The 24,916-nt window shown below is 68.7% G+C and carries 24 protein-coding genes; 10 read left to right on the top strand and 14 right to left on the bottom strand.

Going from position 1 to position 24,916, the window contains the following annotated elements; translation table 11 throughout:
- Positions 1-161: 161 nt before the first annotated feature.
- On the bottom strand, positions 162-488 hold the full coding sequence (locus tag SM611_RS31980) for a histone-like nucleoid-structuring protein Lsr2 (RefSeq protein WP_138636548.1): 327 nt from the start codon (positions 486-488) through the stop codon (positions 162-164).
- Positions 489-1,293: 805 nt separating this feature from the next.
- On the opposite strand from SM611_RS31980, the gene SM611_RS31975 reads away from it, so the two are divergent.
- The 9 genes from SM611_RS31975 to SM611_RS31935 all read left to right on the top strand — a co-directional run bounded on the left by SM611_RS31975 (position 1,294) and on the right by SM611_RS31935 (position 11,938).
- Complete coding sequence (locus SM611_RS31975) at positions 1,294-2,133, top strand: sigma-70 family RNA polymerase sigma factor (protein WP_371954047.1); 840 nt, start codon at positions 1,294-1,296, stop codon at positions 2,131-2,133.
- A 236-nt stretch (positions 2,134-2,369) separates the two neighbouring features.
- Positions 2,370-2,762 (top strand): pilin, encoded by a 393-nt coding sequence (locus SM611_RS31970; protein ID WP_371954046.1) that lies wholly within the window; start codon positions 2,370-2,372, stop codon positions 2,760-2,762.
- A 41-nt stretch (positions 2,763-2,803) separates the two neighbouring features.
- Positions 2,804-4,417 carry a TrbL/VirB6 family protein gene (locus tag SM611_RS31965; protein ID WP_371954045.1) on the top strand — a complete coding sequence of 538 codons (1,614 nt, stop codon included), beginning with the start codon at positions 2,804-2,806 and terminating at the stop codon, positions 4,415-4,417.
- On the top strand, positions 4,414-5,379 hold the full coding sequence (locus SM611_RS31960; protein ID WP_371954044.1) for a PrgI family protein: 966 nt from the start codon (positions 4,414-4,416) through the stop codon (positions 5,377-5,379). The genes SM611_RS31965 and SM611_RS31960 overlap by 4 nt, the downstream gene beginning before the upstream one ends.
- Positions 5,376-5,798, top strand: a complete 423-nt coding sequence (locus SM611_RS31955; RefSeq protein WP_371954043.1) for a hypothetical protein — start codon at positions 5,376-5,378, stop codon at positions 5,796-5,798. Before SM611_RS31960 ends, SM611_RS31955 begins: the two co-directional genes overlap by 4 nt.
- Positions 5,795-7,600, top strand: coding sequence for a VirB4 family type IV secretion system protein (locus SM611_RS31950; RefSeq protein ID WP_371954042.1), 1,806 nt, complete (start codon positions 5,795-5,797; stop codon positions 7,598-7,600). The genes SM611_RS31955 and SM611_RS31950 overlap by 4 nt, the downstream gene beginning before the upstream one ends.
- Positions 7,597-10,053, top strand: coding sequence for a type IV secretory system conjugative DNA transfer family protein (locus tag SM611_RS31945; protein ID WP_371954041.1), 2,457 nt, complete (start codon positions 7,597-7,599; stop codon positions 10,051-10,053). The genes SM611_RS31950 and SM611_RS31945 overlap by 4 nt, the downstream gene beginning before the upstream one ends.
- The gene (locus SM611_RS31940; protein WP_371954040.1) at positions 10,050-10,973 is read left to right on the top strand and encodes a replication-relaxation family protein; all 924 of its coding nucleotides are present in this window, start codon (positions 10,050-10,052) and stop codon (positions 10,971-10,973) included. The genes SM611_RS31945 and SM611_RS31940 overlap by 4 nt, the downstream gene beginning before the upstream one ends.
- Positions 10,964-11,938 carry a C40 family peptidase gene (locus SM611_RS31935; RefSeq protein ID WP_371954039.1) on the top strand — a complete coding sequence of 325 codons (975 nt, stop codon included), beginning with the start codon at positions 10,964-10,966 and terminating at the stop codon, positions 11,936-11,938. Before SM611_RS31940 ends, SM611_RS31935 begins: the two co-directional genes overlap by 10 nt.
- 4 nt (positions 11,939-11,942) lie before the next feature.
- Here SM611_RS31935 and SM611_RS31930 read toward each other — a convergent pair whose 3' ends face one another.
- Positions 11,943-12,290: a helix-turn-helix transcriptional regulator gene (locus tag SM611_RS31930; RefSeq protein ID WP_371954038.1), complete on the bottom strand. Its 348-nt coding sequence runs from the start codon at positions 12,288-12,290 to the stop codon at positions 11,943-11,945.
- A gap of 1,027 nt (positions 12,291-13,317) precedes the next feature.
- On the opposite strand from SM611_RS31930, the gene SM611_RS31925 reads away from it, so the two are divergent.
- Positions 13,318-13,812 (top strand): hypothetical protein, encoded by a 495-nt coding sequence (locus tag SM611_RS31925; RefSeq protein ID WP_371954037.1) that lies wholly within the window; start codon positions 13,318-13,320, stop codon positions 13,810-13,812.
- Between the two features lie 236 nt (positions 13,813-14,048).
- Here the strand turns inward: SM611_RS31925 and SM611_RS31920 are convergent, their stop codons facing one another.
- The 12 genes from SM611_RS31920 to SM611_RS31865 all read right to left on the bottom strand — a co-directional run bounded on the left by SM611_RS31920 (position 14,049) and on the right by SM611_RS31865 (position 24,915).
- Positions 14,049-14,438, bottom strand: a complete 390-nt coding sequence (locus SM611_RS31920) for a ParB N-terminal domain-containing protein (RefSeq protein WP_371954036.1) — start codon at positions 14,436-14,438, stop codon at positions 14,049-14,051.
- A 103-nt stretch (positions 14,439-14,541) separates the two neighbouring features.
- A complete protein-coding gene (locus SM611_RS31915; protein ID WP_371954035.1) occupies positions 14,542-15,546 on the bottom strand; it encodes a hypothetical protein in 1,005 nt (334 codons plus the stop codon).
- 700 nt (positions 15,547-16,246) lie between these two features.
- Positions 16,247-16,735, bottom strand: coding sequence for an ATP-binding protein (locus tag SM611_RS31910; protein WP_371954034.1), 489 nt, complete (start codon positions 16,733-16,735; stop codon positions 16,247-16,249).
- A gap of 182 nt (positions 16,736-16,917) precedes the next feature.
- A complete protein-coding gene (locus tag SM611_RS31905) occupies positions 16,918-17,619 on the bottom strand; it encodes a class I SAM-dependent methyltransferase (protein WP_371954033.1) in 702 nt (233 codons plus the stop codon).
- Complete coding sequence (locus SM611_RS31900; RefSeq protein ID WP_371954032.1) at positions 17,616-18,710, bottom strand: Gfo/Idh/MocA family protein; 1,095 nt, start codon at positions 18,708-18,710, stop codon at positions 17,616-17,618. Before SM611_RS31900 ends, SM611_RS31905 begins: the two co-directional genes overlap by 4 nt.
- On the bottom strand, positions 18,707-19,846 hold the full coding sequence (locus SM611_RS31895) for an aminotransferase class I/II-fold pyridoxal phosphate-dependent enzyme (protein ID WP_371954031.1): 1,140 nt from the start codon (positions 19,844-19,846) through the stop codon (positions 18,707-18,709). Before SM611_RS31895 ends, SM611_RS31900 begins: the two co-directional genes overlap by 4 nt.
- Positions 19,847-19,867: 21 nt before the next feature.
- Positions 19,868-20,497, bottom strand: a complete 630-nt coding sequence (locus SM611_RS31890; protein ID WP_371954030.1) for a PIG-L deacetylase family protein — start codon at positions 20,495-20,497, stop codon at positions 19,868-19,870.
- Entirely contained in the window at positions 20,491-21,333 is an 843-nt protein-coding gene (locus SM611_RS31885) for a 5'-3' exonuclease (protein ID WP_371954029.1), read from the bottom strand. The genes SM611_RS31890 and SM611_RS31885 overlap by 7 nt, the downstream gene beginning before the upstream one ends.
- Positions 21,334-22,449 carry a glycosyltransferase family 4 protein gene (locus SM611_RS31880; protein WP_371954028.1) on the bottom strand — a complete coding sequence of 372 codons (1,116 nt, stop codon included), beginning with the start codon at positions 22,447-22,449 and terminating at the stop codon, positions 21,334-21,336.
- Positions 22,446-23,003 carry a phosphoribosyltransferase gene (locus SM611_RS31875; protein ID WP_371954027.1) on the bottom strand — a complete coding sequence of 186 codons (558 nt, stop codon included), beginning with the start codon at positions 23,001-23,003 and terminating at the stop codon, positions 22,446-22,448. Before SM611_RS31875 ends, SM611_RS31880 begins: the two co-directional genes overlap by 4 nt.
- On the bottom strand, positions 23,000-23,947 hold the full coding sequence (locus SM611_RS31870) for a radical SAM protein (protein ID WP_371954026.1): 948 nt from the start codon (positions 23,945-23,947) through the stop codon (positions 23,000-23,002). Before SM611_RS31870 ends, SM611_RS31875 begins: the two co-directional genes overlap by 4 nt.
- Positions 23,944-24,915: a glycosyltransferase family 2 protein gene (locus SM611_RS31865; protein WP_371954025.1), complete on the bottom strand. Its 972-nt coding sequence runs from the start codon at positions 24,913-24,915 to the stop codon at positions 23,944-23,946. Before SM611_RS31865 ends, SM611_RS31870 begins: the two co-directional genes overlap by 4 nt.
- Position 24,916: the final 1 nt, after the last annotated feature.

The following is a 24,916-nucleotide window of genomic DNA, read 5'->3' as shown; positions in this document are numbered from 1 at the left end:
TAGGCAATCGCCGTTCTACGGGGCCTTGTTGCTTCCCGGCCCGCAGACACGCCCCCCGCGATCAGTCCGTGACCTGGCCACTCGCTCCGACCATCTCAACATCCGAGAACGCAATCAGCCCTGCCCGCCCGGCATGGATGGGTCCCTCTACGGGTGTTCGGCTAGTGAGCCGCTTCGTACTGCTCGATAACGTTGGCGGGGATGCGCCCGCGATCGTTCACCTTGACGCCGGTGGACTTCGCCCACTCACGAATCTCGGCGCTGCGCTCGCGGCTGCTGGTGCCGCGAGTCGTGGCTTTGCCTCCCCTGACGGCCTTGATTCGACGGCCGCCGTCCATGTACGGGTGAAGAGCGCTTCGAAGCTTGTCGGCGTTCTTCTCGCTGAGGTCGATCTCGTACGCCTTGCCGTCGATGGCGAACGACACCGTCTCGCTGGCCTCGGCGCCATCGAGGTCGTCTGTCATCTGCACTATGACCTTCTGTGCCATGCGCGTTCTCCTCCCCCTGGTGTTACTGAGTAACCTTTACGGTAGCCGACTCCGGTGCGTAATTGACCCAGAAGAGCAGCATCCCGTTTCGGTCTTCGACAGCGTTGACGCCGGGTCGGTCGGTTGGGACGTCCTAGCTGATCGTCCCTAATATGTACTGCCCGGGACCGGGGCTCTCTTGTCCGAGAATGCTCTCAGGCAGGCCCTGGGCCCCGCGGGCTCCGCCGATGGTGTCGATGCCGGAAACCACCTTGCCGTCCGCGCCTACCCAGTGGGCACAGGTGTAGATGTCTCCCGCGTCCGTGCCCACGTTCTTGATGTCGAGTGCGAGACAAACGAACTCGCCGTTCTGGGCTCGCTGCATCTCACTTGTGGACTGGATCTGCGGTTGCCGGGACGCTGGTGCATAAGCGGCACAGTCCGCGCGCTCCGTATCACTCTCGACTGACACCGGCCCCCTCGGCCGACGAGTCGTTTTGGCGGCAAATGCCCTGTCGCTTCCTCGGCAGGGGGCAGGGCCGCAACGGCTCGCCTCGGAGTTTTGAGTTTTCTTGGTACGGCACTCTGCGGTGCGGGTGTTCATGCTGGTCAGCGGCGATCTCAACACATGCGGGCGCTTGACCTCGGGGCGCTGACAGCGTGTGCACATGATGTGCAGATCACGTTTTCGCAGGTCACAGCGATTATGGGCAGATCATGAGCACCTCGGATCGACAGTGCCCGCCGGTCAGCTGCTCATGATCTGCTCATGGGCTCTGCCGAGATGTCGGTGACCGATTCACCGACCGACCTCTCGGGGGTTCCCATGAGCGTGACCAGCATCATCACCGGTGTCCGTCCGGCCGACCGCTCCGACCGCGCGGCCTGCCGCCGCTCCGGCGCCGAGGCCCTGCACGTCCTGGACGTCGCGGAGACGACGTTCGATCTGCTGACGCGCGGCCCGGCTCCGCTGTCGGTGGACGGCGCGGCGCTGGGGCACGGGCTGCCCACCCGCGTGATCGCGCTGGACGAGGTCCGGGCGATCCTGCTGCACCCGTCCACCGGGCCGGAGGCCCGTGACGCCGTGTGGAGGGAGCTGGTGCTGCGCGCCCGCCGCCACGGGTCCTCCTGGGTCATGGGGTGCGTCGGGATCGCGCTACCCGGTTTGAAGGGCATCGTGCGGGACCGGCTGCGCGGTCTGGAGAGCGAGCCCGGGGCCGGCACCTCGCGGGTGGCCGGTGACCTGCTGTCGGCGTTCTGCGAGGCGCTACACGAGATCGACTTGCAGCAGCCCCGGATCTCGCGGCGGCTGCTGGGGCGGTCGGCCAAGGCCGTCCAGCGCGCCTACCGCTGGCACGCGCAGGTGATCCCGGTGGACCCCTGCACGCTGGCGCGGGTCAACCCCGCCGACTCCTCGGAGGGGCACGTGGACCTGCTCATGGAGTCGGCTGTCCGGCAGGGCGTCATCACCTCGTTCGAGGCCGAGATCATCACCTTGACCCGGTTGGAGGGCGCGAACCTGGCCGACCTCGGTGAGCGGCTCGGGATGTCGTATGCGGCGTTGGCGAAGCGCCGCAGCCGCGCCGAAAAGCGCTTGGTCACCGCGATGCGCGACGAGGGTCTGCGGGACGACTTCGCATCGCTGATGTCCAAAACCGGGGTGTGAGCGGTCCAGTTACTTAGTGGAAGCAACCCGGGGTCGAAGACGGGCTCGGGCCGGATGGTCACCCGGTCCCCATCCGTCAGACCGTCCGCCGAGTGCCCTTGCCGAAGGAGGACACCCGCAAGGCCCGGCCCGTCTTCACCCCGTGGTTTCCAACCTTCCGACCGGCGCCTAGCTCCGCCATTTTCACCCGCCGCCTCGTCACATGCCTGGAGGGCTGCCCGTTGAGCATCCGTCCGTTGTCCGAACTTCTTCCGTCTCGCCGGCCAGAAGTGAGCCGGGGCCGTCTCGCCGCCGCGATCGTGCTGTGGTGCGCGGGCATTCTGGTGTGCGGCCTGGTGATCGCCGCGACGCTGGCCTCCGCGGCCGAGGCACACGTCATTTCAGCCCCGCCGGACAATGCCCGTCTTCAGGAGGTCATCTCCAACCTGCGCAATGTCATCGTCGGTCTGCTGGTCGCGCTGGCCACGCTGTTCGCCACGATCGGCGGAGTCCGCTATCTGCTGGCCGGTGGCGACCCCGGCGAGGCCGAGGCGGGGAAACGCACGCTGCGCAATGCCGCCATCGGTTACGGCATCGCCGCTCTCGCCCCGATCCTGGTGCAGATCCTCCAGTACATCGTCGGGTCCTGAAGATGCGGGCCTGGATTCGCAGGGTTCGGCGGAGACGTGCCTTGATCGCGCTCGCTCTTCTGGCGGGCACATCGGTGTTGAGCCTCTTCCTGCATGTCACCGCTGACGCGTCTTCCTCCGCTCAGCATGCGAGCACCGCGTCCGCCGTAGCCCCGTTGGATCCGGAGGACGACGGCGACTCCGGCGATGGCCAGGAGGGCGAGGACGACTGCGGCTGGGTGGACATGGGCTGCCACACCAAGGAGGCGATCACCGGCTGGTTCCGGTCGCTGGCCAAGAGTGCTCTGACACCGGTGCTGGGCTTCTTGGCCAGTACCCAGCTCGGTACGCCGGAGATCGGGTCGGCGCCGATGAGTCAGGCGGAGGAGATCTGGGCGACGTCCCGCGTGATCGCGAATACCTGCTTCGTGCTCCTGGTGCTGGTCGCCGGCGTGCTGTTGATGGCCGGTCAGACCTTCTCCGGCGCCGCCGGCCCCGGGCAGGCGATCGTGCGGCTGGTGGCGGCGTTCGCCGCGATGAACCTCAGCCTGGTCGTGATCGGGTACGGAATTCAGCTCGCCAACGGGCTCGCCCGGTCGATCCTCATGAGCGGCGCCGACGAGATCAACCCGGATGAGGCCGGGCGGATCTTCGCCGAGGGCATCGGCGCCTCGGTCAACACCGCGGGGATCTTCTTCGTTCTCGTCACGCTCGTGGTCGTCGTCCTGGCCTGCATTCTGGCGTTCATCTACGTGATGCGGCTGGCGATCATCATGATCTTGATCAGCGTCGCGCCGATCGCGTTGATGTTCCACGCGCTGGCGCTCACCGACGGCCTGGCCAGGCTGTGGTGGCGCGGGATCACCGGTGCCCTGGCGATCCAGGTGTGCCAGTCGTTCGTGTTCATCAACGCGCTGCGGCTGCTGCTGTCACAGCACAGCGACAACAACCATGCCTTCTTCGGGGTCCCGACCGAGCAGGCCGAATTGATCGATCTGCTGCTGGTGATCGCGCTGTTGTACATCCTGATCTGTATCCCGCGTTGGGTCGCGCGCACCGTCTGGCAGCCCGCCCAGCCGCGCATCCTCTCCCAGCTCGTGCGGACGTTCGTGGTCTACAAGGGCGTCGGCGCAGTGCTGGGTGCGGTTGGGAAGGCGACTCGGGGCGCGCGTGGCGCACGCGCGGCGCGGACCGCGTCCGCTGGGGCTGCCCGGCCGGGACACGGTGGCGGGTCCCGGCGGCGCGGCGGGCCGAACGGGCCCCGTGGTGGGCCGTCCGGTGGCCCGCACGGCGGCCCGGCACCGCGTCCCGATCGCGGGCCCGGTCATGGCCCCCGTTGCCACCAGCCGCGTGGCGCTGACCGGCGGCATCGTCCGCGTCCCGGTCCGGCGAACGGGGCCCGTAACGGCACGCACAGCGCCGCGCACGGCGGCACCGGGACCCATCACCGGGCCGGGCACGGGGCAGCCCCCAGGGGCGCGCCGCACCGGCCGCCCGTCCCGCCCGTCCCCGGTCGGACGGGTGCGGGCGGGCCGGCCCGGCCGCACCCGCGTATCCCGGTACAGCCGCCGACACGCCCCTACCGGCGTGCCGAGGCCCCGCGTCGTCCGGCACCGCGCAGGTTCGTGCGGCTCGACCCGCCCCGCTACCGGCGCCATGGCAGGAGGAACCGTTGAACGACGATCACGAGCCGCTGTCCGCGCGTATCCCAGCCGACGTGGAACAACCGGACAAGATCATGTACGGGCTCACCACGCGTCAGCTCGTCATCCTCGCGGCGACCGCGGTGATCTCGGCGTCGGTGTTCGTCGGCGTCTCGCCGTTGCTGCCGGTCGCGGTCACGGCGGGGCTGTGCTTCCCGCTGGTGACGGCGGGATGCGCGATGGCGCTCGGCCGCCGGGACGGCATGGGCCTGGACCGGTTCGTTCTGGCCGCGCTGGACCATCTTCGCCGGCGACGCACGCTTGTCGCCGCGCCCGAGCCGATTCCCCAGGCTCCGGCCTGGTGCAGGGTGCGGGGGCAGTTGCCGGGCGCGCTGCGGTTTCCGGTCCGTGCCGTCCGTCAAGACGGCGTCATGGACCTGGGTAGTGAGGGGACGGCCGTGCTGGTGCGGGCGGGGACGATCTCGTTCGGGTTGCGCACGTCCGCCGAGCAGGCCGCGCTGGTCGGGTTCTTCGGGCGTTGGCTGAACTCCCTTGAGGCGCCGGTGCAGATCTTGATCCGGGCCCGTCCGGTCGATCTGTCCGACCTCGCCGCGCGGTTGGCGGAGGCCGCGCCCGATCTTCCGCACCCGGCGTTGCGGCGCGCGGCCGAGGACCACGCGGCCTATCTCGACGAACTCGGCGACTCACGCACGCTGCTGGTGCGCGAGGTGCTCATCGTCGTGCGGGACCAGCCCGTTCCCGGTGCGGGACGTCGAGGGCGCGCGCGGCAGGCGAGCGCCGTGGTCGTCTCCCGCCGGGCCGTTGAAGCGGTCCGGACGCTGTCCGGGTTCGGGGTTACGGCCGAAGTCCTGGACGCCGATGCCTGCGTGCGCGTGCTGTCGGACGCGTTCTCGCCCGGTTACCAGCGGCCTGCTCCGCCTGCCGACCTGGACCAGCCCGTCACTGCCCACAGCGACGAAGGAGTTTCGGAATGACGTACACCCATCGGCGCTGGCAGCGACCGGCGGTCAACGAGTTGGCCGAAGGGCTCCGCCGCTATGCACAAGGCGCCTGCGGGGAACTCGCGGCGGTCGAGCTCCTGATCGTTCACCGGTTCTGGCTGACCCGCGCCGATTTCCGTTCGCAGTTCATCGAGCGCGACGTCGCCCCGGACGCCGGCGAGGATGTGCTCGCCTGGGTGAAGTGGGACCGGGCCGCCGCCGCGCTGGCCGGTGGGCGCCTGGTGTGCTCGGCGGGCGAGGCCGCCGTCCTCCAGATCGCCGCCGCGCTGGCCACCGGCGGCACGTTCCCCGCCGCATCGCTGAGCAGCCTCGACCGCGAGAACTTCGCCCATGTCCTGACCGCGACCGTGCAGGCCAGCGGCCACTCGGCCGTCCAGGTGGTGGTCCGGTGAAACTGTCCGCACTCGTCCGCGCCACCATCACCCCGCCCGTGTCCGCCGAGGACAATGACCGGGACCAGCGGGTCGGGCTGGGTGACATGCTCGCACCCGCCGCGCTCCGCGTGAACGCATCGTCGCTGGAAATGCCAGACGGCTGCTGTGCCTCGTTCGCCATCACCGGGTATCCGCGCGAGGTCGGCGCGGGCTGGCTGGAGCCGCTGCTCACCTACCCCGGCCGCCTGGACGTCTCACTGCACGTCGAGCCGATCCCGCCGATGGTCGCCGCGCAGCGGCTCCGGCGGCAGCTCGCCCGCCTGGAGTCCAGCGCCCGCGCCAACGCCGAAGCGGGCCGGCTAGCCGACTTCAGCGTCGAGGCCGCCGCAGACGACGCGGCTGACCTGGCTTCGTCGCTGGCGCGCGGTGACGGCCGCCTGTTCCGCGTCGGCCTCTACCTCACCGTGCACGCCTGGACCACCGAGGAGTTGGACGGTGAGGTTCAGCAGGTTCGGGCCTTGGCCGCGTCCCTTCTGCTGGACGCGCAGCCGACCACGTTCCGTGCCATGCAGGGATGGGTGTCGACGCTCCCGCTCGGAACGGACGCGATCCGGCAGCGCCGCACCTTCGACACCAGCGCGCTGGCCGCGTCGTTCCCGTTCGCGTCCCCGGACCTGAACGCGCCGACCGGCTCCAACGAGGTGCTGTACGGGGTCAACGTCGCCAGTTCCGGCGTCGTGGTGTGGGACCGGTTCGCCCAGGACAACCACAACTCCGTCGTCCTGGCCCGGTCCGGCGCGGGCAAGAGCTACTTCACCAAGCTCGAAGCGCTGCGGCTGCTGTATCACGGCGTCGAGGTGTCGGTGATCGATCCGGAGGACGAGTACCGGGCCCTGGCCGAGACGACCGGCGGCACCCACCTGGGCCTCGGCGCGAAGGGTGTGGCGTTCAACTCGTTCGACCTGCCCACCGACCAGGGCGACGACACCCTGATTCGCCGCGCCCTGTTCACTCAGACGCTCGTCGCCGCGATGCTCGGCGAGGCCCTGACGCCCGCCGCGCGTCCCGTCCTGGACCGCGCCGTCCTGGCCGCTTACGCCTCCAGGGGCATCAACTCCGCGCCCGCCACCTGGACGCGTCCGGCGCCGCTGCTGGCCGACCTGGTCGAACAACTCGCCATCAGTTCCCATCCCGAGGGCGAGGCGATCGCCGAACGCCTCACACCGTACGTCGCCGGGTCCTACAAGGAGTTGTTCGCGCAAGCCACGACGACCCGTCCGGACGGGCACCTGGTGGTGTTCTCACTGCGGGACCTGCCCGAAGAGGTCAAATCCGTCGGGGTACTGCTCGCGCTGGACGCCATCTGGCGCAAGGTCGCCAACCCCGCCGACCGCCGCCCCCGCCTCGTGATCGTCGACGAGGCGTGGATGCTGATGAAGGAGGCCGAGGGCGCCCGATTCCTCTACCGGCTCGCCAAGTCCGCCCGAAAGCACTGGGCCGGGCTGACCGTCGTCACCCAGGACGCCGCCGACCTGCTCGCATCCGACCTCGGCCGCGCCGTCGTCGCCAACTCCGCGACCCAGATCCTGCTCCGCCAGGCGCCCCAAGCCATCACCGCCGTCGGCGACGCGTTCGCCCTATCCGAAGGTGAACGGGCTTTCTTGCTGTCGGCTGAAAGGGGCGAGGGCCTCTTGTGTGGCGGGAACGCCGGCGATCGGGCAGCCTTCGCCGCCATCTCCTCGCCCGCCGAACACAAGGTGATCACCACCGACCCCGCCGAGTTGCTGGACAACGACGGTCAGGAGGCCGACCCGCCATGACCTCTCCCAGCGATGTCCCCGAGTGGACGCGGATCTTCGACCAGGCCGAACGCATCCCGGTGCTGGTCGCCCAGTACGGGCCGACCATCGCTGTCGCGTCCGGAGTCGCCGCTCTCGTCATCAAGTTCGCGCGGGCCACGGTACGGCGCTGGCAGACGCGACGGTGCGCACGCGACGCCCGCCTGATCACCGTGTCCGTACCACCCCAAGTCGATCCGGCCAGTGCGCCCGCATGGTGGGCCCACCAGGCCGGCCTGCTCGCCCCCGCCTGGAAGCGCTGGATCTTCGGGCAGCCGTATCTGGCGTTCGAGTACGTCGCCAGCGCCGCCGGGGTGCGAGTACAGGTCTGGGTGCCCGGAACGGTGCCGCCTGGCATGGTCGAGGAGACGATCCGGGCTGCCTGGCCGGGCTCCACCACCACGACCCGTGCTTCCGCGCCGCCCATCCCGCCGTCCACCCCGGTGGCCGGAGGCCGTCTCGTGCTGTCGCGCGCGGACGCCTATCCGCTGAAGACCGATCACCACGCCGACCCGATCCGCTCCCTCCTCGGCGCGGTCTCCGGGCTCGACCAGGGCCAACGCGCCGCCGTCCAGATCCTCGCCCGCCCCGTAACGGGGCGCCGTCTGGCGCGCGCCCACCGCGTCGCGTCCCGGCTCAAGGGCGGGAAACCCGCCACGTCACGCGGCTTCTTCTTCGACCTGCTCACACCCGGGACACGCACCAGCCACCCTGGCTGCCCAACCGGCGCCGCTCATGCCAGCGTGCACCCGGAACGGGCCGAGCAGGTCCGCGCGATCCTGGCCAAGGCGACGCAACCGCGGTTCGAGGTCGACATCCGTTACGCCGTCGCCACACCCGACGCCGCCAACGCCGAGAAGTGGCTACGCGGACGAGCCCACGCCCTGGCATCGGTCGCCGCGCTGTTCGCCTCCGGCCACCAGCACCTACGCCGCCGCAGGCTCCGAGACCCGGCCCTCACCTTGGCCGAGCGGCACTTGGGACGCGGCTATCTGCTGGGCGCCGCCGAGCTGGCCGCGCTCGCCCACCTGCCCCTCGATCCGGACGCGCCCGCGATCACACGCGCCGGAGCCCGACCGGTCGCACCGTCCCCAGACGTGCCCACCGGCCCCGACACCGCCCACGGGGCCGCACGGATGCTGGGCGACGCCGACGCAGGCCACGCCCGCCCCGTGGCGATGCCGGTCATAGGGGCACGCCAACACGTCCACGTCCTCGGACAGACCGGCGTCGGCAAATCCACCCTGCTCGCCTCGCTCATCCTCGGCGACGCCCGCGACGGCCGCGGCGCACTCGTCATCGACCCCAAGGGCGACCTGATCGCCGACGTCCTGGACCGGCTCCCGAGCCGCATGGCAGGACGGACGGTGGTGTTCGACCCGTCCGACCCCGCACCGCCCCCCTCGGTCGGGATCCTCTCCGGCCCCGACCCGGCGTTCGCCGTTGACTCGGTCGTGTCGATCTTCCACCGTTGCTTCCGCTCGTCCTGGGGGCCGCGCCTGGACGACCTGCTGCGGTCGGCCTGCCTGAGCCTCATGCGCGCCCACGGCTCCCGCGCCACCCTCGCCCAAGTCCCGCAACTCCTCACCGATGCGGCGTTCCGCGCCCGCGTAGTCGGACGGCTCTCCGACGACCTTCTACGCGGCTTCTGGGCCGGGTACGACGAACTGTCACCGGCCGGACGGGCGGCCGCGATCGGTCCCGTGATGAACAAGCTCCGCGCCGTCCTGCTCCGCCCCTTCGTCCACCGGGCCTTGTCGGCGACCGGATCCACCGTCGACCTGGCCAGCCACCTCGACCACGGCGGCCTCGTCCTAGCCCGCCTCCCCAAAGGCGTCCTCGGCGAGGACGCGGCCCGCCTCATGGGATCACTCCTGCTCGCGCACACCTGGCAAGGCGTCACCCGCCGCGCCGACCTTCCCGAGGACGAGCGTCCAGACTCGGCCGCCTACATCGACGAGTGCCACAACTTCCTCAACCTGCCAGGATCGGTGTCCGACATCTTGGCCGAGGCCCGCGGGTACCGGCTCTCGCTCGTCCTGGTCCACCAGCACCTGTCCCAACTGCCCAAAGATCTGCGCGACGCGGTCTCCGCCGACGCCCGCAACAAGATCTACTTCGCCGCCTCACCCGAAGACGCCAGCGACCTCGCCCGGCACGCCGGCCCCGTCCTGTCCGCGCACGACCTCGCCCACCTGGGCGCCTACCAAGCCGCCGGACGCCTCGTCACCGCCGGCCAGCCGACGCAGGCGTTCACCTTCCGCACCCGTCCACTCCGCGAGGCGATCCCCGGCCGCGCCGACCACATCCGCGCGGCCTCCCGCCAACGCTTCACACCACGCGTGACGACGACCGAACCCACCACCAGAAAGGGCGGGCCGCCGTCCGACCCGCGCACCGAGAGCCCAACCACCGAGGGGAACCAGCCGCAGTGAAGAAGGTAATCCGCCAGCGCCGAGCGGCCAGCACACCCAGACGAGTAACACCCGAACTGTTCCTCGAACTCCGCGCACGGCTCACCGACCGCGACCAGGCGATCCTGGAGCTGGTCTGGGAACACCGCGTTCTCACCACGCACCAGCTCGCCGCGATCTTCTTCACCACGCCCGGCAAGGCCCGTGACCGCCTCCTGCACCTGTTCCGCCTCAAGGCCCTCGAACGCTTCCAGCCCTGGGTTCCCATCGGGGCAGCGCCCTACCACTGGGTCCTCGGTCCCCTCGGTGCCCAGCACCTGGCCGCCCACCGCAACATCACCCTGTCCGGACTCGGCTACCGCCGCACCACCGCACTCCAGATCAGCCATTCCCGGCACCTGGCCCACCAGGTCGGCGTCAACGAGTTCTTCACCCAACTCCACGCCCACGCCCGCCGCACGCCCGACGCCCACCTCGACAAGTGGTGGCCCGAGCGCCGCTGCACCCAGCTATGGGGAGACCTCGCCCGTCCCGACGCCTACGGCCGATGGACCGAGACCACCCCTGGAGCCCAGGGGCCGGCAACGGTCGACTTCTTCCTCGAACACGACACCGGCAGCGTCACCCTCGCCATAGTCGCCGCCAAACTCAACGGCTACGAGGCCCTCGCCGAGGCCACCGGCATCACCACCCCCGTCCTGTTCTGGCTGCCCAGCACGCGCCGCGAAACGCACCTGCGCGCCCTGCTGGGAACACCACCAGTCCCGGTCGCCACGGCCGTCCATACACCCGTCGGCACCGCCACCGGCGGCCCCGCCGGACCCGTATGGCTACCGGCAGGGCAGGACGGCCCCCGCCGCCGATTGACCGACCTGGCAATCGTTCTGCCACCACCGCCCGCTACCGGCCCCGACAGGACGGAGGACACCGATTGCCGGTAATCGCGCTCCTGGTCGCCCTCGTCGTCCTGGCGGTCGTCCTCATCGGCGCGGTCACCGGTTCGACGCCCCCACCCGACGCATGCGGACAGCAGGCCACCGAGCCGCCGGTCACCGGAATCCCCGCCACCTACCTCGGCCTCTACCGCGAGGCCGCCGCCGAGTACGGCATCCCCTGGGAGATCCTCGCCGCCGTCGGATCCATCGAGTCCGACCACGGACGCTCCAAAGCCCCAGGCGTGCGCTCCGGCGAGAACCACGCCGGAGCTGGCGGCCCCATGCAGTTCGTCTCCGGCACCTGGACAAGCTTCGGCGTCGACGGCAACCACGACGGCAAGAAGGACCGCTACGACCCGGCCGACGCCATCCCCACCGCAGCCAACTACCTCCGCCACAACGGCGCACCACCCAAGATGCGCGCCGCGCTCTTCGCCTACAACCACAGCAACACCTACGTCGACGACGTCCTCAACCGCGCCCGCAACTACAAGAAGACGCCCACCACCCCGAGCACACCGACCGAGGCCACACCTCCAGCCGAGTGCGCCGAAGCCACCGCCATCACCGCACCCAACGAGACCATCGCAAAGATCATCGCCTTCGCCATGGCGCAACGCGGCAAGCCCTACGTCTTCGGCGCCACCGGCCCCGACGCCTGGGACTGCTCAAGCCTCGTCCAAGCCGCTTACGCAGCCGCCGGCCTCACCATCCCACGCACCACATTCACCCAATGGCCCTTCGGCGTCCGCGTACCCAACAACCAAGCCCAACCCGGCGACCTCGTCTTCTTCAACTCCGGCCCCGGCACCTCCAAGAACCACCCAGGGCACGTCGGCCTCGTCATCGCCGAGGGGCAGATGGTCGCTGCCCGCTGCTCCACCTGCCACCCGGCGATCGGCGTTGCCACGTACCACCGCCCTGACTGGATCGGTACCACGCGGCCTCTCCTTACGATCTTGCGCTCGTAACCTCCTACTCTTCCTCGCGCAAGATCTCCGCAATCGTCGCAGAGTTTCGAGACGTCACTGCTGCGTAGTGCGCCAACAGCGCATCCTGCTCCTTGGGGGTCATGGCTGCGTCCGCCAAAATTGCCTGCTCCACTTCAGATGCCAGGCCTGTCTGCTGAACCACGAGGTGCTTGTAGGTGACGTTGAAGATCAGCGCGAGCGCCTGCACCTGATCAGGGTCTGGCCACACCTTGCCCAGTTCCCACCTCGAAACGGTTACCTGCTTCACGCCCACACGTTCAGCAACCTCCGACTGCGTCAGTCCAGCATCGTTCCGGTAGTTGCGCAACAGGCGCCCAAAGTTCTTATTCATGACTGGATGATAACAGGATCTCGGCGGCCAGTGGAGATGTACGAGAAGCACAACCTGGCCCCTGCCAGCAGCCACCCAACGACGCCACCCAACTCCGTACCTGGACAGGTCACACAGGGGATCAAACCATGATCATTTATGGACCAACCACTCCCGCCTTGCTACATAGAACCAGGTCAGAGGCATGATCAAGCTCCCACCCTGAACGCCGAGCCCACAAAACGACCCCCAAGAAGAGCGAGCCACCCAAGGTCATTAGATTAATCAAACCTGTCCTCCTATTTCAATAAGGCAAGCCCCCCAGAGGCAATCGCTTCAAATCAATCTCCATTCTTTAATTTTAGGGCCTATCCTTGCCAAAACATCAAGCCCACAAAATATCACGCCCACCCCAATACATAGACCCTCGCTAGAGTTACACAAAGGATAATATATTGACCGTTCAAGCGGACATTGCCACCCCTGAGGCAGTCACTGGATTGCCAATAACGGAAATCATTCCCCAGATTAGCCACAAGGAACACCACATTCCCCATTTCAGTTTTACCCCATTCCTTGCAATGTTGAATAGGCAAACAACCTCCATTGTCTTACCGCGACCACTAACCCTCCACTCCAACAGATGCCGCATGGCCGAAAATGAAAATGGAAGCAAAGGTCGATCTATCTCATACAGACCATCTGTTCTCTCTTCTGTTGGCCTATATGGCGAATACGACTCAATGGCCAATGGCCTCGGCCACCGGACGGCGCGCACGGACCCCGGCCACCGATAGCTCGAGTCCAGGCGGGACGGCCGTCACCTCCCCGCCGGCCTCCTTATGAGCAGGGCCCTTGCCCAGGGCGATCTCGCCGCCGCACGGAGAAGTTCCCCCTGCCGCCGGGATACAGCGGCGAGCTCACGCCGACCTTGCCCTTGACACGCGAGGTGGCGGTCAATGACGCCCCGGTTCCGTCCGGAACCGGACCACCGGCACGAGGGGGACACCCGTGCCCGGCACCACCTAGCCGAAGGAGCACAACGCCCATGGAGCACACCGGCCGCCCCCACGACACTCAGAAGACACCAACCGCGCCCGACCACCTCGCCCGGGAGGTCACACGGCTGGTCGAACCGCTGGCCCAGGCCAGCCTGATCAGCCCAGAGGACGCCGAGGTCACCCTCAACCTGGACCTCGGACAGGTCGGCGTCCTGCCCTTCCGCCCCGGCCTGACGCCCGACCACCGAGCCTGGGCTGGAAGCCTCACCTGGACCGCGCTTATCCTCTACCCCCACACCCCACCCTCCGTGGGATTCCCGGTTACTGAGGAGCGCCTCGCCCGCGACACCGCCGACGCCAAGGCGTACGCCTTCCACGCGACGCTCTTCACCACCCAGGCATGGCGCGAAGGCGGCACGTTCCAACTCGTCGACCATCTCGGCCCAGACGAACCGGGCGTCTTCTGGATCAACCTCGCTGACGCGTCCGTACACGGAGACCTCCAGCCCTACCGCATCCCTCTTACCAACATGACCAGCTGAACAAGTAGGGAACAGCCCTCGGAACACGGGGCGGGGACCTACCAGGTCCCCGCCCCCTTGCTTGTGCGTCGCCCGGCGGCGCGCACGGGGCCCGCACGCCCGGCGGCGCGCACGGGGCCCGCACGCCCGGCGGCGCGCACGGGGCCCGCACGCCCGGCGGCGCGCACGGGGCCCGGGTGGCGTTCCGCCTACCCGGGCCCCTCGTGCGCGGTGCTGTGTGTGATGTTCCTGCCGGTCTACCAGGCGCGTTTGATGCCGCCGCCCATGAGGCGGCACGCGCGCTCGTCGTCGGCATCCAGGAAGATGACCGGCAACTCGGTGACGCCGGTCTGCCGCGCCTTGTGGATCCGGTGCCACCCGTCGATCACGATCGGCGTCCGCACCTCGGGAAGCGGAACGGCCAGCAGCGGGCGGGACAGATCAACCGTCTCCGCGTAATCGTGATCGATACGGATGAGTGCGCCGAGCGCGCCGATGTCTGACACGTTCGCGCGCGTGACCGGGTGGCGGGCGGCCGCCCGTGCGGCTCGCGCGACGTCCCATGCCCACCCGAGCAGGACGAACACCTCGTCGTAGGGGTCGTGTTCCGTGTCGTTCGAGGTCGTACCGGTCTCGTCACCGGACATGTAGCGTTCCCTTCGTCATGACAACCTCATTGCGGTGGGGGTCGTGAGACCCCGAGTCATGACGGGGCGGACGGGCCGTCACCCGTCCGCCCCGCCCTACGGGTCACGCGGCGGTCGTGCTGTCCGCGTCGTCGTCACCGGGGTCCGCGTCGTTGGCGGCCGTGGTCGCCGTTGTGGCCGCGCGGAACCGGCGGGGGCGCTCGTTGGTCAGGACCGCCTCGCCCCGCCCGACGAGGGTGTCGAGGGCGTTGGCGACGGCCCCGGATGACCGGTCCAGGACCTTGGCGATCTCGCTGGGCGTGAACTCCAGGTCGGGGAACGCGTTCAGGTGCCCGGCGACCAGGGGCCGTAGGGGCGACGGCGCGCCACGGTCGCCGGTCACGCGCGGCGTCCGCGTCCCGGTACCCGTCCGGGTGCCGGTGGTGGCGCGCGTGGTGCGCCGGACGCTACCGGCATAGCGCGCGATGTCCTCCATGCCGCTCGTGATGCCCTCGTCGTCGTCGGCCGCGATCGCGGCGAGGGTGGTGGTGACCGTGCTCAGCAGGTCGGTCAGGATCACGCGGGCGGTTTCGCGCTGCTCGGCCTTGCGCAGCTCGGCGTCGACCCGCGCGCGCCGTTCGGCCTCCTCGTCCTGCGCCTTGCGCAGCGCCTCGGCCGCCGCCGCCCGCCGGTCGGCCTCGTCCGACAGGACCTGCATCGCGGTAGCGAGGGTGTCCGCTGAGATGACGCCCGCCCCGGTGGCGTCCGGTGCCGTCGTGGTGTCGGTGGCCGTGTCGTCCGCCGGGGCGGACGGGGTGGTGTCACCGCCGTCGGTGGTGGCCGTGGGGGCGACCGGCGACCACACGTCCGGCGCGCGGCCCCGACCGGTGCCCTCACCGGCCGCCCGGACCGCGCGTCCGGCGTCCGCGAACGCGTTCAGGGCTTTGGTCACGGTCGCGCGGCTGACCCCGGACGCCTCGGCCAGCGCCGTCACCGTCGCACCGTCCGGCGCGGCGTTCAGCGCGTCCCACACCGCACCGGCCGCCCCGGTCGGACGTCCGTCCGCCGCGCCGTCCGCCGGGGCGGTGGTGGCCGTGTCAGCGGTCGCGGTGGTGATGATGTTCGCCATTGTTTCTGCCTCCCGATTGGCGGCCGATTCGGCGGGACTTTCCCGCCCGGCGTCGTCCGCCATAACGACCATTGCTTGACGTCACGACGAATGCAACACGGAGCGCCGACCAATTTCGTCACCGGGACGACTGGAGAGGCTTACCTCAGTAAACAGAAATTTAATAATCCGTCCGAAAGTCGCGACGTCACCCCGGCTGGGGCACACGACCTCGGGCGACATTCCGCCAAAGTTCGACGCTCAGCCTCGCCCATTCGGGGCATCGACTCACACTGGGCGCGGCGCGAACTTCTCGCCAAGGCATCAATAGCGCGGCCGCATGGCAGCGCGCCGCCGGCGTCCACCCGAACTTAATTACTTGCCTGGATAGGCGATAAAAATCGATTTGGACCTTGGAATTGAGCGAGGTCCGCCGTGAACGGCTACGCCCCATGCATGTCCCCCTTCGGGGGTATCCGGGTGTACCGCCGCGTCACTCGAGGCACGGGCTGACCTGCGCCAACGGTGGTGCAAGGCGGGGGTGCCCATAGGCAACCCCCCGGTTGCGCCCCCGGTCACACCCCCGACCGGCCCCACCAGTTCATCCGCTGTGGACGAGCAAAGGTCCCGCCCGCACCTGGCCAAGGAGCGGACGGGACCTGGGCTTGGCCCTAGCCTTTGAAGGGCGGGACCAGCCTGCTATGGACAGGCTGGTCCCGCCCTATGCGGCAGGGTTCACCGGCGTGACCAGCGGCTGGTCCTCGTACGGCTTTTCGACGCAGATCAGGTCCGCCCAGACGGTGTGACCCTCGGCCGGGCTTCCATGGACGCCCAGCATCGCGGCGAGCTGGGAGACCGCCCGCAGGCCACGCCCGCCTTCGCTCTCGAGCAGACCGTCGAGGGGGTCGTGCCTCACCATGGGGTATCCGCCGCCGCCGAGGTCGCTGACGCCCACGTAGGCCAGGCCGCCGAGCACCAGCTCGACGGTGAACTGGCCTCCGTGCTGGCCCGACCGGGTGTGACGTACCGCGTTGGACGCCAGCTCCGTCACCACGAAGCCCACGTCCGAGGCGATCGAGGTCTCGGCGAACAGGAACATTGCGAACTGGCGCGCCAGTGGAATCTGGTCCGCCCGCCCTGGGAAGACGCGTCGCCACGACATCGACGCGCCCATAACCGAGGCCGTGGGTTCGAGGTTGAATCTCGGCATTCCTTGAATCCTCCTGATCGGCCGCCGCGCCGCCGCGTTCCGATGAGCGGCGAATTTGCGTGGCGAACCGGCCACCATCAAGGAACAGCTCGAATCGGTTTGTCAAGCATCCCGATTTTCATCCGCCGTAAGCCGTCTCAGGCGCATGGACGGCTCTCCGCCCCGTGCATCTTGAGTGCGCTCTATCTGTAGCGCGTCCTCCATATGGAGACCGTATTTTCTCCACTGACTGCCAGCCTCACCAGGTCGCCCCGGTAATTGAGCTGAGGAAGGATCTGAGCGTGGTTCAGCCCTGGATGTAGATCGGCGGAGCCGAAGCGATGTCGCGCGTCGTGCGGAAGCATGTTCACGGCGACGTGGTCCGCGACGGCGAAGAGGCGATCGATCAGCGCGGCCGGATCTGACGCATGCCCGAGCACGTCTACCGCGTAGGCCAGTTCGTAGCGACGTTGCCCCAACTCCGACATCTCGAAGACCCGGTCGCTGACGCCCACTTCCTCGGCGATCCGCCATCTCGCGTAGGCGAGGCTCGGGTTACGCAGATCGTAAGCGTGGAGGTCGTACCCGCGGCCGAGGAGTACCTGGGCGTCCAACCCGATGCCGCAGCCGACGTCGGCGATGCCGGTGAGTCCATGCTCGCCGGCGAAATCGATGAGCGTCTGGAAGAAGCCGTCCTTGGCGCCGCTGTAGTGGAACAGGGTGAGATCGTAGAGGTAGCCGACGCTGCGCTGGTAGAAGTGCGGGCGCAGCCGTGCCCACTCCTGATCCAGGAACCGTCGGAGTACCTGAGGGTTGGTGAGGGCGGGGTCGAACCTCTCACCCAGGTAGGAGGCGAGCGGCTTCCAGGCGTCTGCGACCGCGGGGTAGGCCCGCAGGGGGGTCATGGGGCCGCTCTCCGTGTGGAGACGCTCGGCCGATCTAACGTGACCTGCACGGAAGCGCCTGTCACAGCGGCTTCGCGAATGGCGTCCAGAATCCGGCAGACGTGCAGGGCCTGACATCCCGTCGTTCGATGTGGTTCCGCCGTGCGGAGCGCGGCAGCGAGTTCGAGCACGCCCATGCCCCGGCCGACCGGGTGGCCCGACCGCTCCGCGCCCGTGGGGAGATCCGTCCACCCGCTCTGGTCGCGGCACCGGATCCGTACTGTCCCCTGATGGAAGTTCGGGTCCGGGAGAACCAAGGTGCCCTCACTTCCGTAGATCTCGAGATGCGGGCGGGTGCTTGCCTGGACATCGCTACTCACAGTGAGTGCGATGGTCACACCTGCCGCCGATCGAAGGACGGCCTCGACATGGGTGAACGCCTTGGTGCGGAAGACCTGGCCGGCTCGGTTTCCCGACCGGATCGTTCGCCGTGCCACGGTGGTACCGGTGGCGGCGTCCACTTGCGCGATGGAACCGAGAAGGTGGACGAGTTGGGACAGGTAGTAGGGGCCCATGTCCGCCAGCGGACCCAGATCGGGCTCGTAGAAGCCTTCAGGTTCTGGATGCCATCGTTCGGGTCCGGCGGTGAGTAGTGCCGCCGAGGCGGCCGTCGGCTTCCCGATTCGCCCTTGCGCGATGGCGGTCAGCGCGCTGGCCGCCGGTGGGGCGAGGTAGGTGTCGGGTGCGCCGCCGACCAGCACCTGGTGGCGGTCGGCGAGGGTGAGCAGGCCGGCTGCGTCATCACCGGTCAGTGCGAGCGGCTTCTCGACGTAGACCGAGGTTCCCGACCTGACGGCGGCCTGCGCCACGGCGATGTGTGTGCCCGGTGGCGTAAGGACGATCAGAAGCTCGGCGTAGCCCTCTTCGAGCGTCTCGTCCAACCCGAGGGCATGGGGGACGCGGTGCCGTGCGGCGAACGCACGGGCACGTTCCATGTCGACGTCGACGCAAGCGACGACGTCGACCAAAGCGCTCCCCTCGAGCGTCCGGACGTACTCGTCGGCCACGGCGCCGCAGCCGACGATCGCGCAGCGCACGGGGTCCTTCATCATCGGCCTCCGGCGGGCAGCAGCAGACCCGCTTCTTCGGCGGCTTCTTGAAGGAGCCTCAAGAACGCGTCGTGCTCAGACGGGTCCAGAACTGGAATCTGCACATCGATGTACCGGTCCATCGCGATGGAAGCCCCGTCCGACCGCACCGGCCACGCGTCCTGGACGTGCAGGTCTCCAGCCGCCGGATGCCAGCCGCGGAGCCCGGCGGCGTACAGGCCGGCCCATAGTCGGCGAGCCGATTCCGCCGACGACCAGAACGTCCCGACGTGCGTGCCGTTACTGCCCGCCGATTCTCCGGCGGTGGGCAAGACTCGCTCGGCGACAGTGGCTTTCGCGAAGAGTTCCGCGACCTTGAACTGGAGGGGGCGGAGCATGGCCATCAGCTGATCGAGCTTCTGTAGCTGCGGGATGGCGAGCGCGGCGGCGGGTTCGCTCATCCGGACGTTACCTCTCCAGATAGCGCGCTCTGTCGCCATCCGTGTATCCCCGGAAAGGGATCTCATGCGGGCCATCAGTTCCGGGTCGTCGCAGAGTACGAGCCCGCCTTCCCCCGCCGCGATCAGCTTGTACGCCTGGCAGGAGAAGACGGCGACGGTTCCGCGTGCGCCTGCCGCTCTGCCATCGACGCTCCGTACGCCCCATGCCTGCGCGCAGTCCTCGATCAGCGGGATACCACGTTCCCGCAGTTCAACGGCTATGCGTTCTATCTCGGTCGCGGGCATCCCTCTCAGGTGGGCCACGACGACGGCCTTCGTGGCCGAGCCGATGAGGGGCTCCAGACCATCCCATGACGGCGTGAGATTCGACGTGACGGGGACGACCCGGACGGCTGCCCCGGTAGCGCTGGCAGCGGCTCCGACCGATACCCAGCCGAGGGCAGGAATCACTACCTCGGCGCCAGGCGCGGCCCCGAGGGCTCGCAGGGCCAGCTCGACGCCGGCGGTCGCGCTGGATACCGCCAAGGCTTGGGCACGTCCGGTCCTGAAGGCGGCGAGGCGTTCGAGTTCGGGCACCTGGGTGCCGCCGATAGCCGCGAGCCTTCCCGTGGTGACGACCTCGGCCATCCGGGCGAGCTGCGCGTCGGCGGTGATCCGGCCGTATTCGTAGGTGGCGGATTCGAGGAGATGGCTGGGCACGGGGCCTCCGGCTGTTCTTGGTCACAGGTGGGAGATGGAGGGCAGCCTTCCGAGCACGGGGATCGGGGTGAACTGTTCGGCGTACGCGACCCCGATACGGGCGCCCCAGAGCCGGGCGAGGGTCTCGGCCATGGGGCCGAAGTGATCTTCGATGGGCTGGGAGTTGTGGACGCTGAGGGCTCGCCTTTTCTTGGCGAAGGTGCTGCTGACGTCGATGATGGTTCCGGGGCTGGTCGGTCCATCGAGCGTGAGGCCGTTATAGGTCTCGCAGCCGTAGACGCGTCTGGGCCGTCCTGTTTCGATCACGGGATCCGGAAGGGCCTCCAGAACGGTCCGGCCGGTGCGGTGGTGGTCGGGATGCGTGTCCGTGAGGGAGTGCGTGATGAGCACCTCGGGCCGAAGGCTTCGCAGTATCCCGGCGAGGACCTCGCTTTGCAGTTCGGGCACAGAGTGGATCTCGGCGCCCAGGACGGCCGCTCCGGCGGCTGCCTCAGCGTCACGAACGGGGCCGTGCGAGGCGACGACGATCGCCACGCGTGCACCGTGCTCGGCGTGCAGCGCGAGCGCGCCGCCTGCCCACAGTTCGGCGTCGTCGGGATGTCCCATGACGGCGAGCACGGAGTCCGGCCAGGCCGAGCCGCCGCTCACCACAGCCCCAGCTTCTCGACGATCTCGGCGGGTGCGGGTAGCGCCGGGCTCGGAAGCCCGGTCGGAAGCATGGGCACCTGAACGTCCGAGCGAACCGTGATCAGGTCGCGCCAAGCAACGACCTGGTCGAAGGCGTCCCGGATACGCTGCCCCTTCGCTCCGGTCAGGCGCCCGGATTCAGGCAGGTCCTCCACGCTCAACCCGTCGGCGAGTACCGCGGCGGCGGTCTTCTCACCGATGCCTTTGACGCCTGGGATGTTGTCGGAAGGGTCGCCGCACAGTGCCCGGAAGCACGGCCACTGGGTGGGTGTGACGTCATGGCGTTCTTGTACTTGATCAGGGCCGATGAGTCGCCTTCCCGAACGCATGGCCGTGTTGAGAACGCGTGCTCCCGGGATGTCGAGCAGTTGGTAGAAGTCCTTGTCCATGGACATGATCAGCCGGTCGCGGCCGGGAGTCGCGTGGACGAGGGTGGCGATCACGTCGTCGGCTTCGGCGTCCTCGATCTCGATCCAGGGGAGCCCGTAGGCGTCCAGGCCGCGTTTGACCTCCGGCAGGGCGAGGATCGGCTTGAGCGCGTCCTCGTCGGTGGGCCGGTTGGCCTTGTAGCCATCGTCGGCTTCCTTGCGGGCGGTGGAGCCCTCCTGGCCGTCGAACACCACGATGACCTCTGGTGGCGCGGGGATCTCGTCACGGATCGCGACGCGCAGAAGCGCGAAGAATCCGAAGATGCCCGTCAGGTCTCGTGTCTTGTCGCGGGAGAAGATCGGCGCCGGGAATCCGTAGGCGGCTCGGAACACCAGGTTGTGGCCGTCGACAAGCAACAGTGGAACTTCCATTCACCACACCGCTTTCAAGAAGTGCTCAGCGATCGAGGTGGGCCGGAAGTCCCGTGAACGGTAGTACGCAGCCCGTGACGTGTGCAGATACGTTACCCGGTCCTGGACGAGAGCCAAGGCGGCTCGCCACAGCGCGCGGGGACCGGCCTCGCGCTCGACCAGGGTTCCTCCAGCGTCGTCGCCGGTGCCGATCAGATCGGGAAGGTTCCCCACGTCGTAGGCCACGACGGGGGTCCCGGCGTTCATCGCCTCAAGCGCCACCAGTCCGAAGCTCTCCGCGTGCGAGGGCACGAGCACGACGGCTGCTTTCGCGAGCCAGGCAGGGGCCTGCGCCCAGGAAAGCCGCCGGACGGACAACTGGGTCGGTGGAACGCATGCCCGCACGCAGCGGTCGACGATCGACTGCTGTGTCTCGTGGTCAGTGTCGAACGGAGCGGCGGCCAACATCATGTGAGCAGGCCGATCAAGACCGGCGGGTACGGATTTCAGTAAGTCGAGAACCCCCTTGTTGAGTGCCGGACGCGCGAGCGTGCGGAACGGGCCCTCGCGCCGAAGCCGTTCCCGCTCCCCCACATCGGCGGGGATCCGCTCGTGAAGCAGGGCGTTGGGCACTACCCGCCAGGAATCGGCCCTGTATCCGCGAGCTGCGGCATCGCCGATCAACGCGGGAGATGGTGCGATGACGCGGTCCGCACGGCCGATCGCGGGGTCCATGTCCTCACGGTGACCAAGGACATGGACCGCCAAGACCCTCCTGGCGTGGTGATCGGGCATGATGCAGCCCAGCCCCCAGAGAGCGTCGACGTAGACAACAATGTCGATCGCCTCGCGCGTGAGGATGCGGCCGAGTTCGGACCGGATCGTGTGGGACTCCCTGACGATGGCCTTCCTGAGAGCGGCATCGTCCATGGGGAACTCGACCCGCAGGCTCTGGAGCCGGATGGTGTCCGGGGACGGTGCGAGGTTGGCGGACGCGGTGATGATGATCGTCCGGCACCCCATGGCGTGCAACCCCATGGCGAGCGCACCGGTTGCCCTCTCCATGCCCGCTGGGGTGTCGGGCGCGTACGACACGAGAACGAAGGCAACCCGGGGGCTCGTAGTGCGGCCGATCACGAGCTGTTCACCTCCGTGGGCACCGGAAGCGTCCTGTCGTGCTCGTCGGGGTGATCCGGCTCCCAGGGGAAAACAACCCAATCAGCGACACTCCATACATGGAGATCCGGCGTTCCCGGTGGGGCCCCGACGTTCCGGCAAAGCGTGGCTGTGCAGATCTTGGCTTCGGGTTCGGTGAGCCAAGTAAGAATCTCGACCACGGCGGCCAGCGTGGCGCCGGTGCCGCAGATGTCGTCTACGACCAGGAAGGGCCCCGGACTGCCCATCAGCGGAATGAAGGAGGCGAAGTCGCACTGGACTTGGCCGGTGGCCTGGCAGTAGGTGGTGTCGTCGGGGTTATGACGGGCTGTGACGGCGACCGCGGGCGCCCCCACCTTGCCCGCGATCGCGGATGCCGGCGCTCGCCCACCGTTGGCGATTCCGACGATGGCCCCGATTCCACCGAGCCGAGCAAGCGCGGCTTCGGCGAGGAGCTCCACACCGGCCTGGTAGGCGGGGAGGGTGAGTCGCCACACAGCCCGGTGCTCGAACACCCGTCTCGCCATGTCGTTCATGCCGATCCGTCCGGACCGGTGAGTGCGAGGTCATCGGCGATGCGCAGAGGACGAAGCCCCGAGATCCCTTCCGCTGGGTAGCCGTTCCGCCAGATCCGGCCATCGGCGCGGACGACCGTGAAGCCTCCCGCGTCACCACGAGTGCGCAGACGCACGGTCGTCGGCGACGGAACGGCCAGTTCGCGAACAAGTTCCCGCGCCGCCTCATCGGTGAGCATCTCCGAAGGGCCGAGGCGGGTGCCTTCGCCGATCGGCAGCATTTGCAGGAACGTGACCCCGTTTACTCCGAGTTCAGCGGCCAGGTGCACAACCTCTTGCGCGAAGCGCCTGGTCGAGCCCATGAGCACGGTCTGAATCTGAACTCTCATGCCAGCGGTCACCGCGGCACGGATCCCCTCCACAGCTCGGGAGAAGGACCCCTCTCCGCGCCAGACGTCGTGTACTAAGGCGGCTGGGCCGTCCAGGCTCACCCGTACGGCGTCGATGTGCTCCGCCAGAGCGGCGGCGCGGCGCCGCAGATGCCATCCATTGGTGGTGACGCTGACGACGGAGCCCCGGCGGCTGAGGAGGCGCGACAGGTCGGCGAGATCACCGAGGAGCAGGGGTTCTCCACCGGAGATGTCCACCCCGAGTACACCGGCGGCCCCGATCACTTCGGCAATGCGCGCGCGCTCGGACGGTCCGGCTTCAGGGACGGTCTTGTCGTCCAGGCAATGCGGGCAGTGCAGATTGCAGCGGATGATGGGAGACCAGCAGACACTCAGCGGGAAATCGCCGTGGTGATCGCGCGGGACGACCACCGGAAGACTAGAGACCAGGCGGGGGTCGAGGACCACCCGGCCGGCCGGGATGCTCTCCTCGGACAGATGTGTGAGACCCGTGGCGGGATCGTGCACGAGTGTCGACTGGCCGCGTTCGGCGGCGCTGAACCGGGCGGTCTTCATCGCAGCACCTCGCATCGTGGGCGCAGGGCATTGGCGTAGGCGGTGAACTCGGTTGCGCGGCCAGCGGGGGCGGGAAGTTCCAGCAGGCGCCGGTACCGGTCGAGGGTCCTGGGCCAGGCGGCGAGCTTGGCCTCCCATTGCGCCGCGGCATCCGGCGGGTCCAGGTGGAACCCGACGGCCTGGCGGAGCGGCACGACCAACAGGCCGGCGGCGATGAGTTTCGCGCCGAGGTGGGTGTCCTCCATGCCCCAGCCGATCCGGCCGAACTCCGAATCGAAGCCGCCCACGTCCAGGACGGCCCCGCGTGGGACGCCGAGCAGGGCGGTGACGGCCATTCGCGGCAGGTCCCAGTCGTAGTACGTGCGACCGAATCCGAGGTCGCGGAAGTCTTCCGTATCGTCGAGCGGGCGGCCGTCGAGCGGCTTGTCGAGAACGAGCCCCGAGTACATCAGCCGCCGTCCGACCGGCGGCCTCCACCGGACTCGGTGATCTCCTTCCAGAACGGGTCTCGTCCCGGCAAGCAGGACTCCGCGTCGGTCGCCGAACGGAAGGTTGTGGCGGAAGCCGACGAGCACGAGGTTGCCCGCGGCACGAGCCGAGAAATCCGCGATCACGTGTTCGGGCAGCAGCATGTCCGCGTCGACGTACAGGATCGTCTCCGACACGGCGAGCGCCGTCCCGATGTTGCGCGCTGTGGCGGCTCCGGAGCGTTCCTTGATTCGGACGAGCCGAGTGACCGCCGGATGGGTCCTGGCAATGGCGGCGGTCTCGTCGGTACTGGCATCGTCCACGACGATGACCTCGAACCCTCCCCTGTCCGTCTGGGCCGCCAGGGCGTCGAGGACGGACCGGAGGCAGTGGCCGACGTTGTGGGCGGGAATCACCACGGACAGACGCCGACCGGTCGCGGGCCCCGCTGTGGCCGGTGCGTGCCACGGGTCACCGGTCAGGGCCTCGAAGCCCTCCATG

This window comes from Actinomadura monticuli, from assembly GCF_041463655.1.
GTDB classification, from domain to species: Bacteria; Actinomycetota; Actinomycetes; order Streptosporangiales; family Streptosporangiaceae; genus Spirillospora; species Spirillospora monticuli.
Note: the sequence above shows the minus strand (reverse complement) of the source record. Positions and strands in the feature narration are given on the sequence as shown.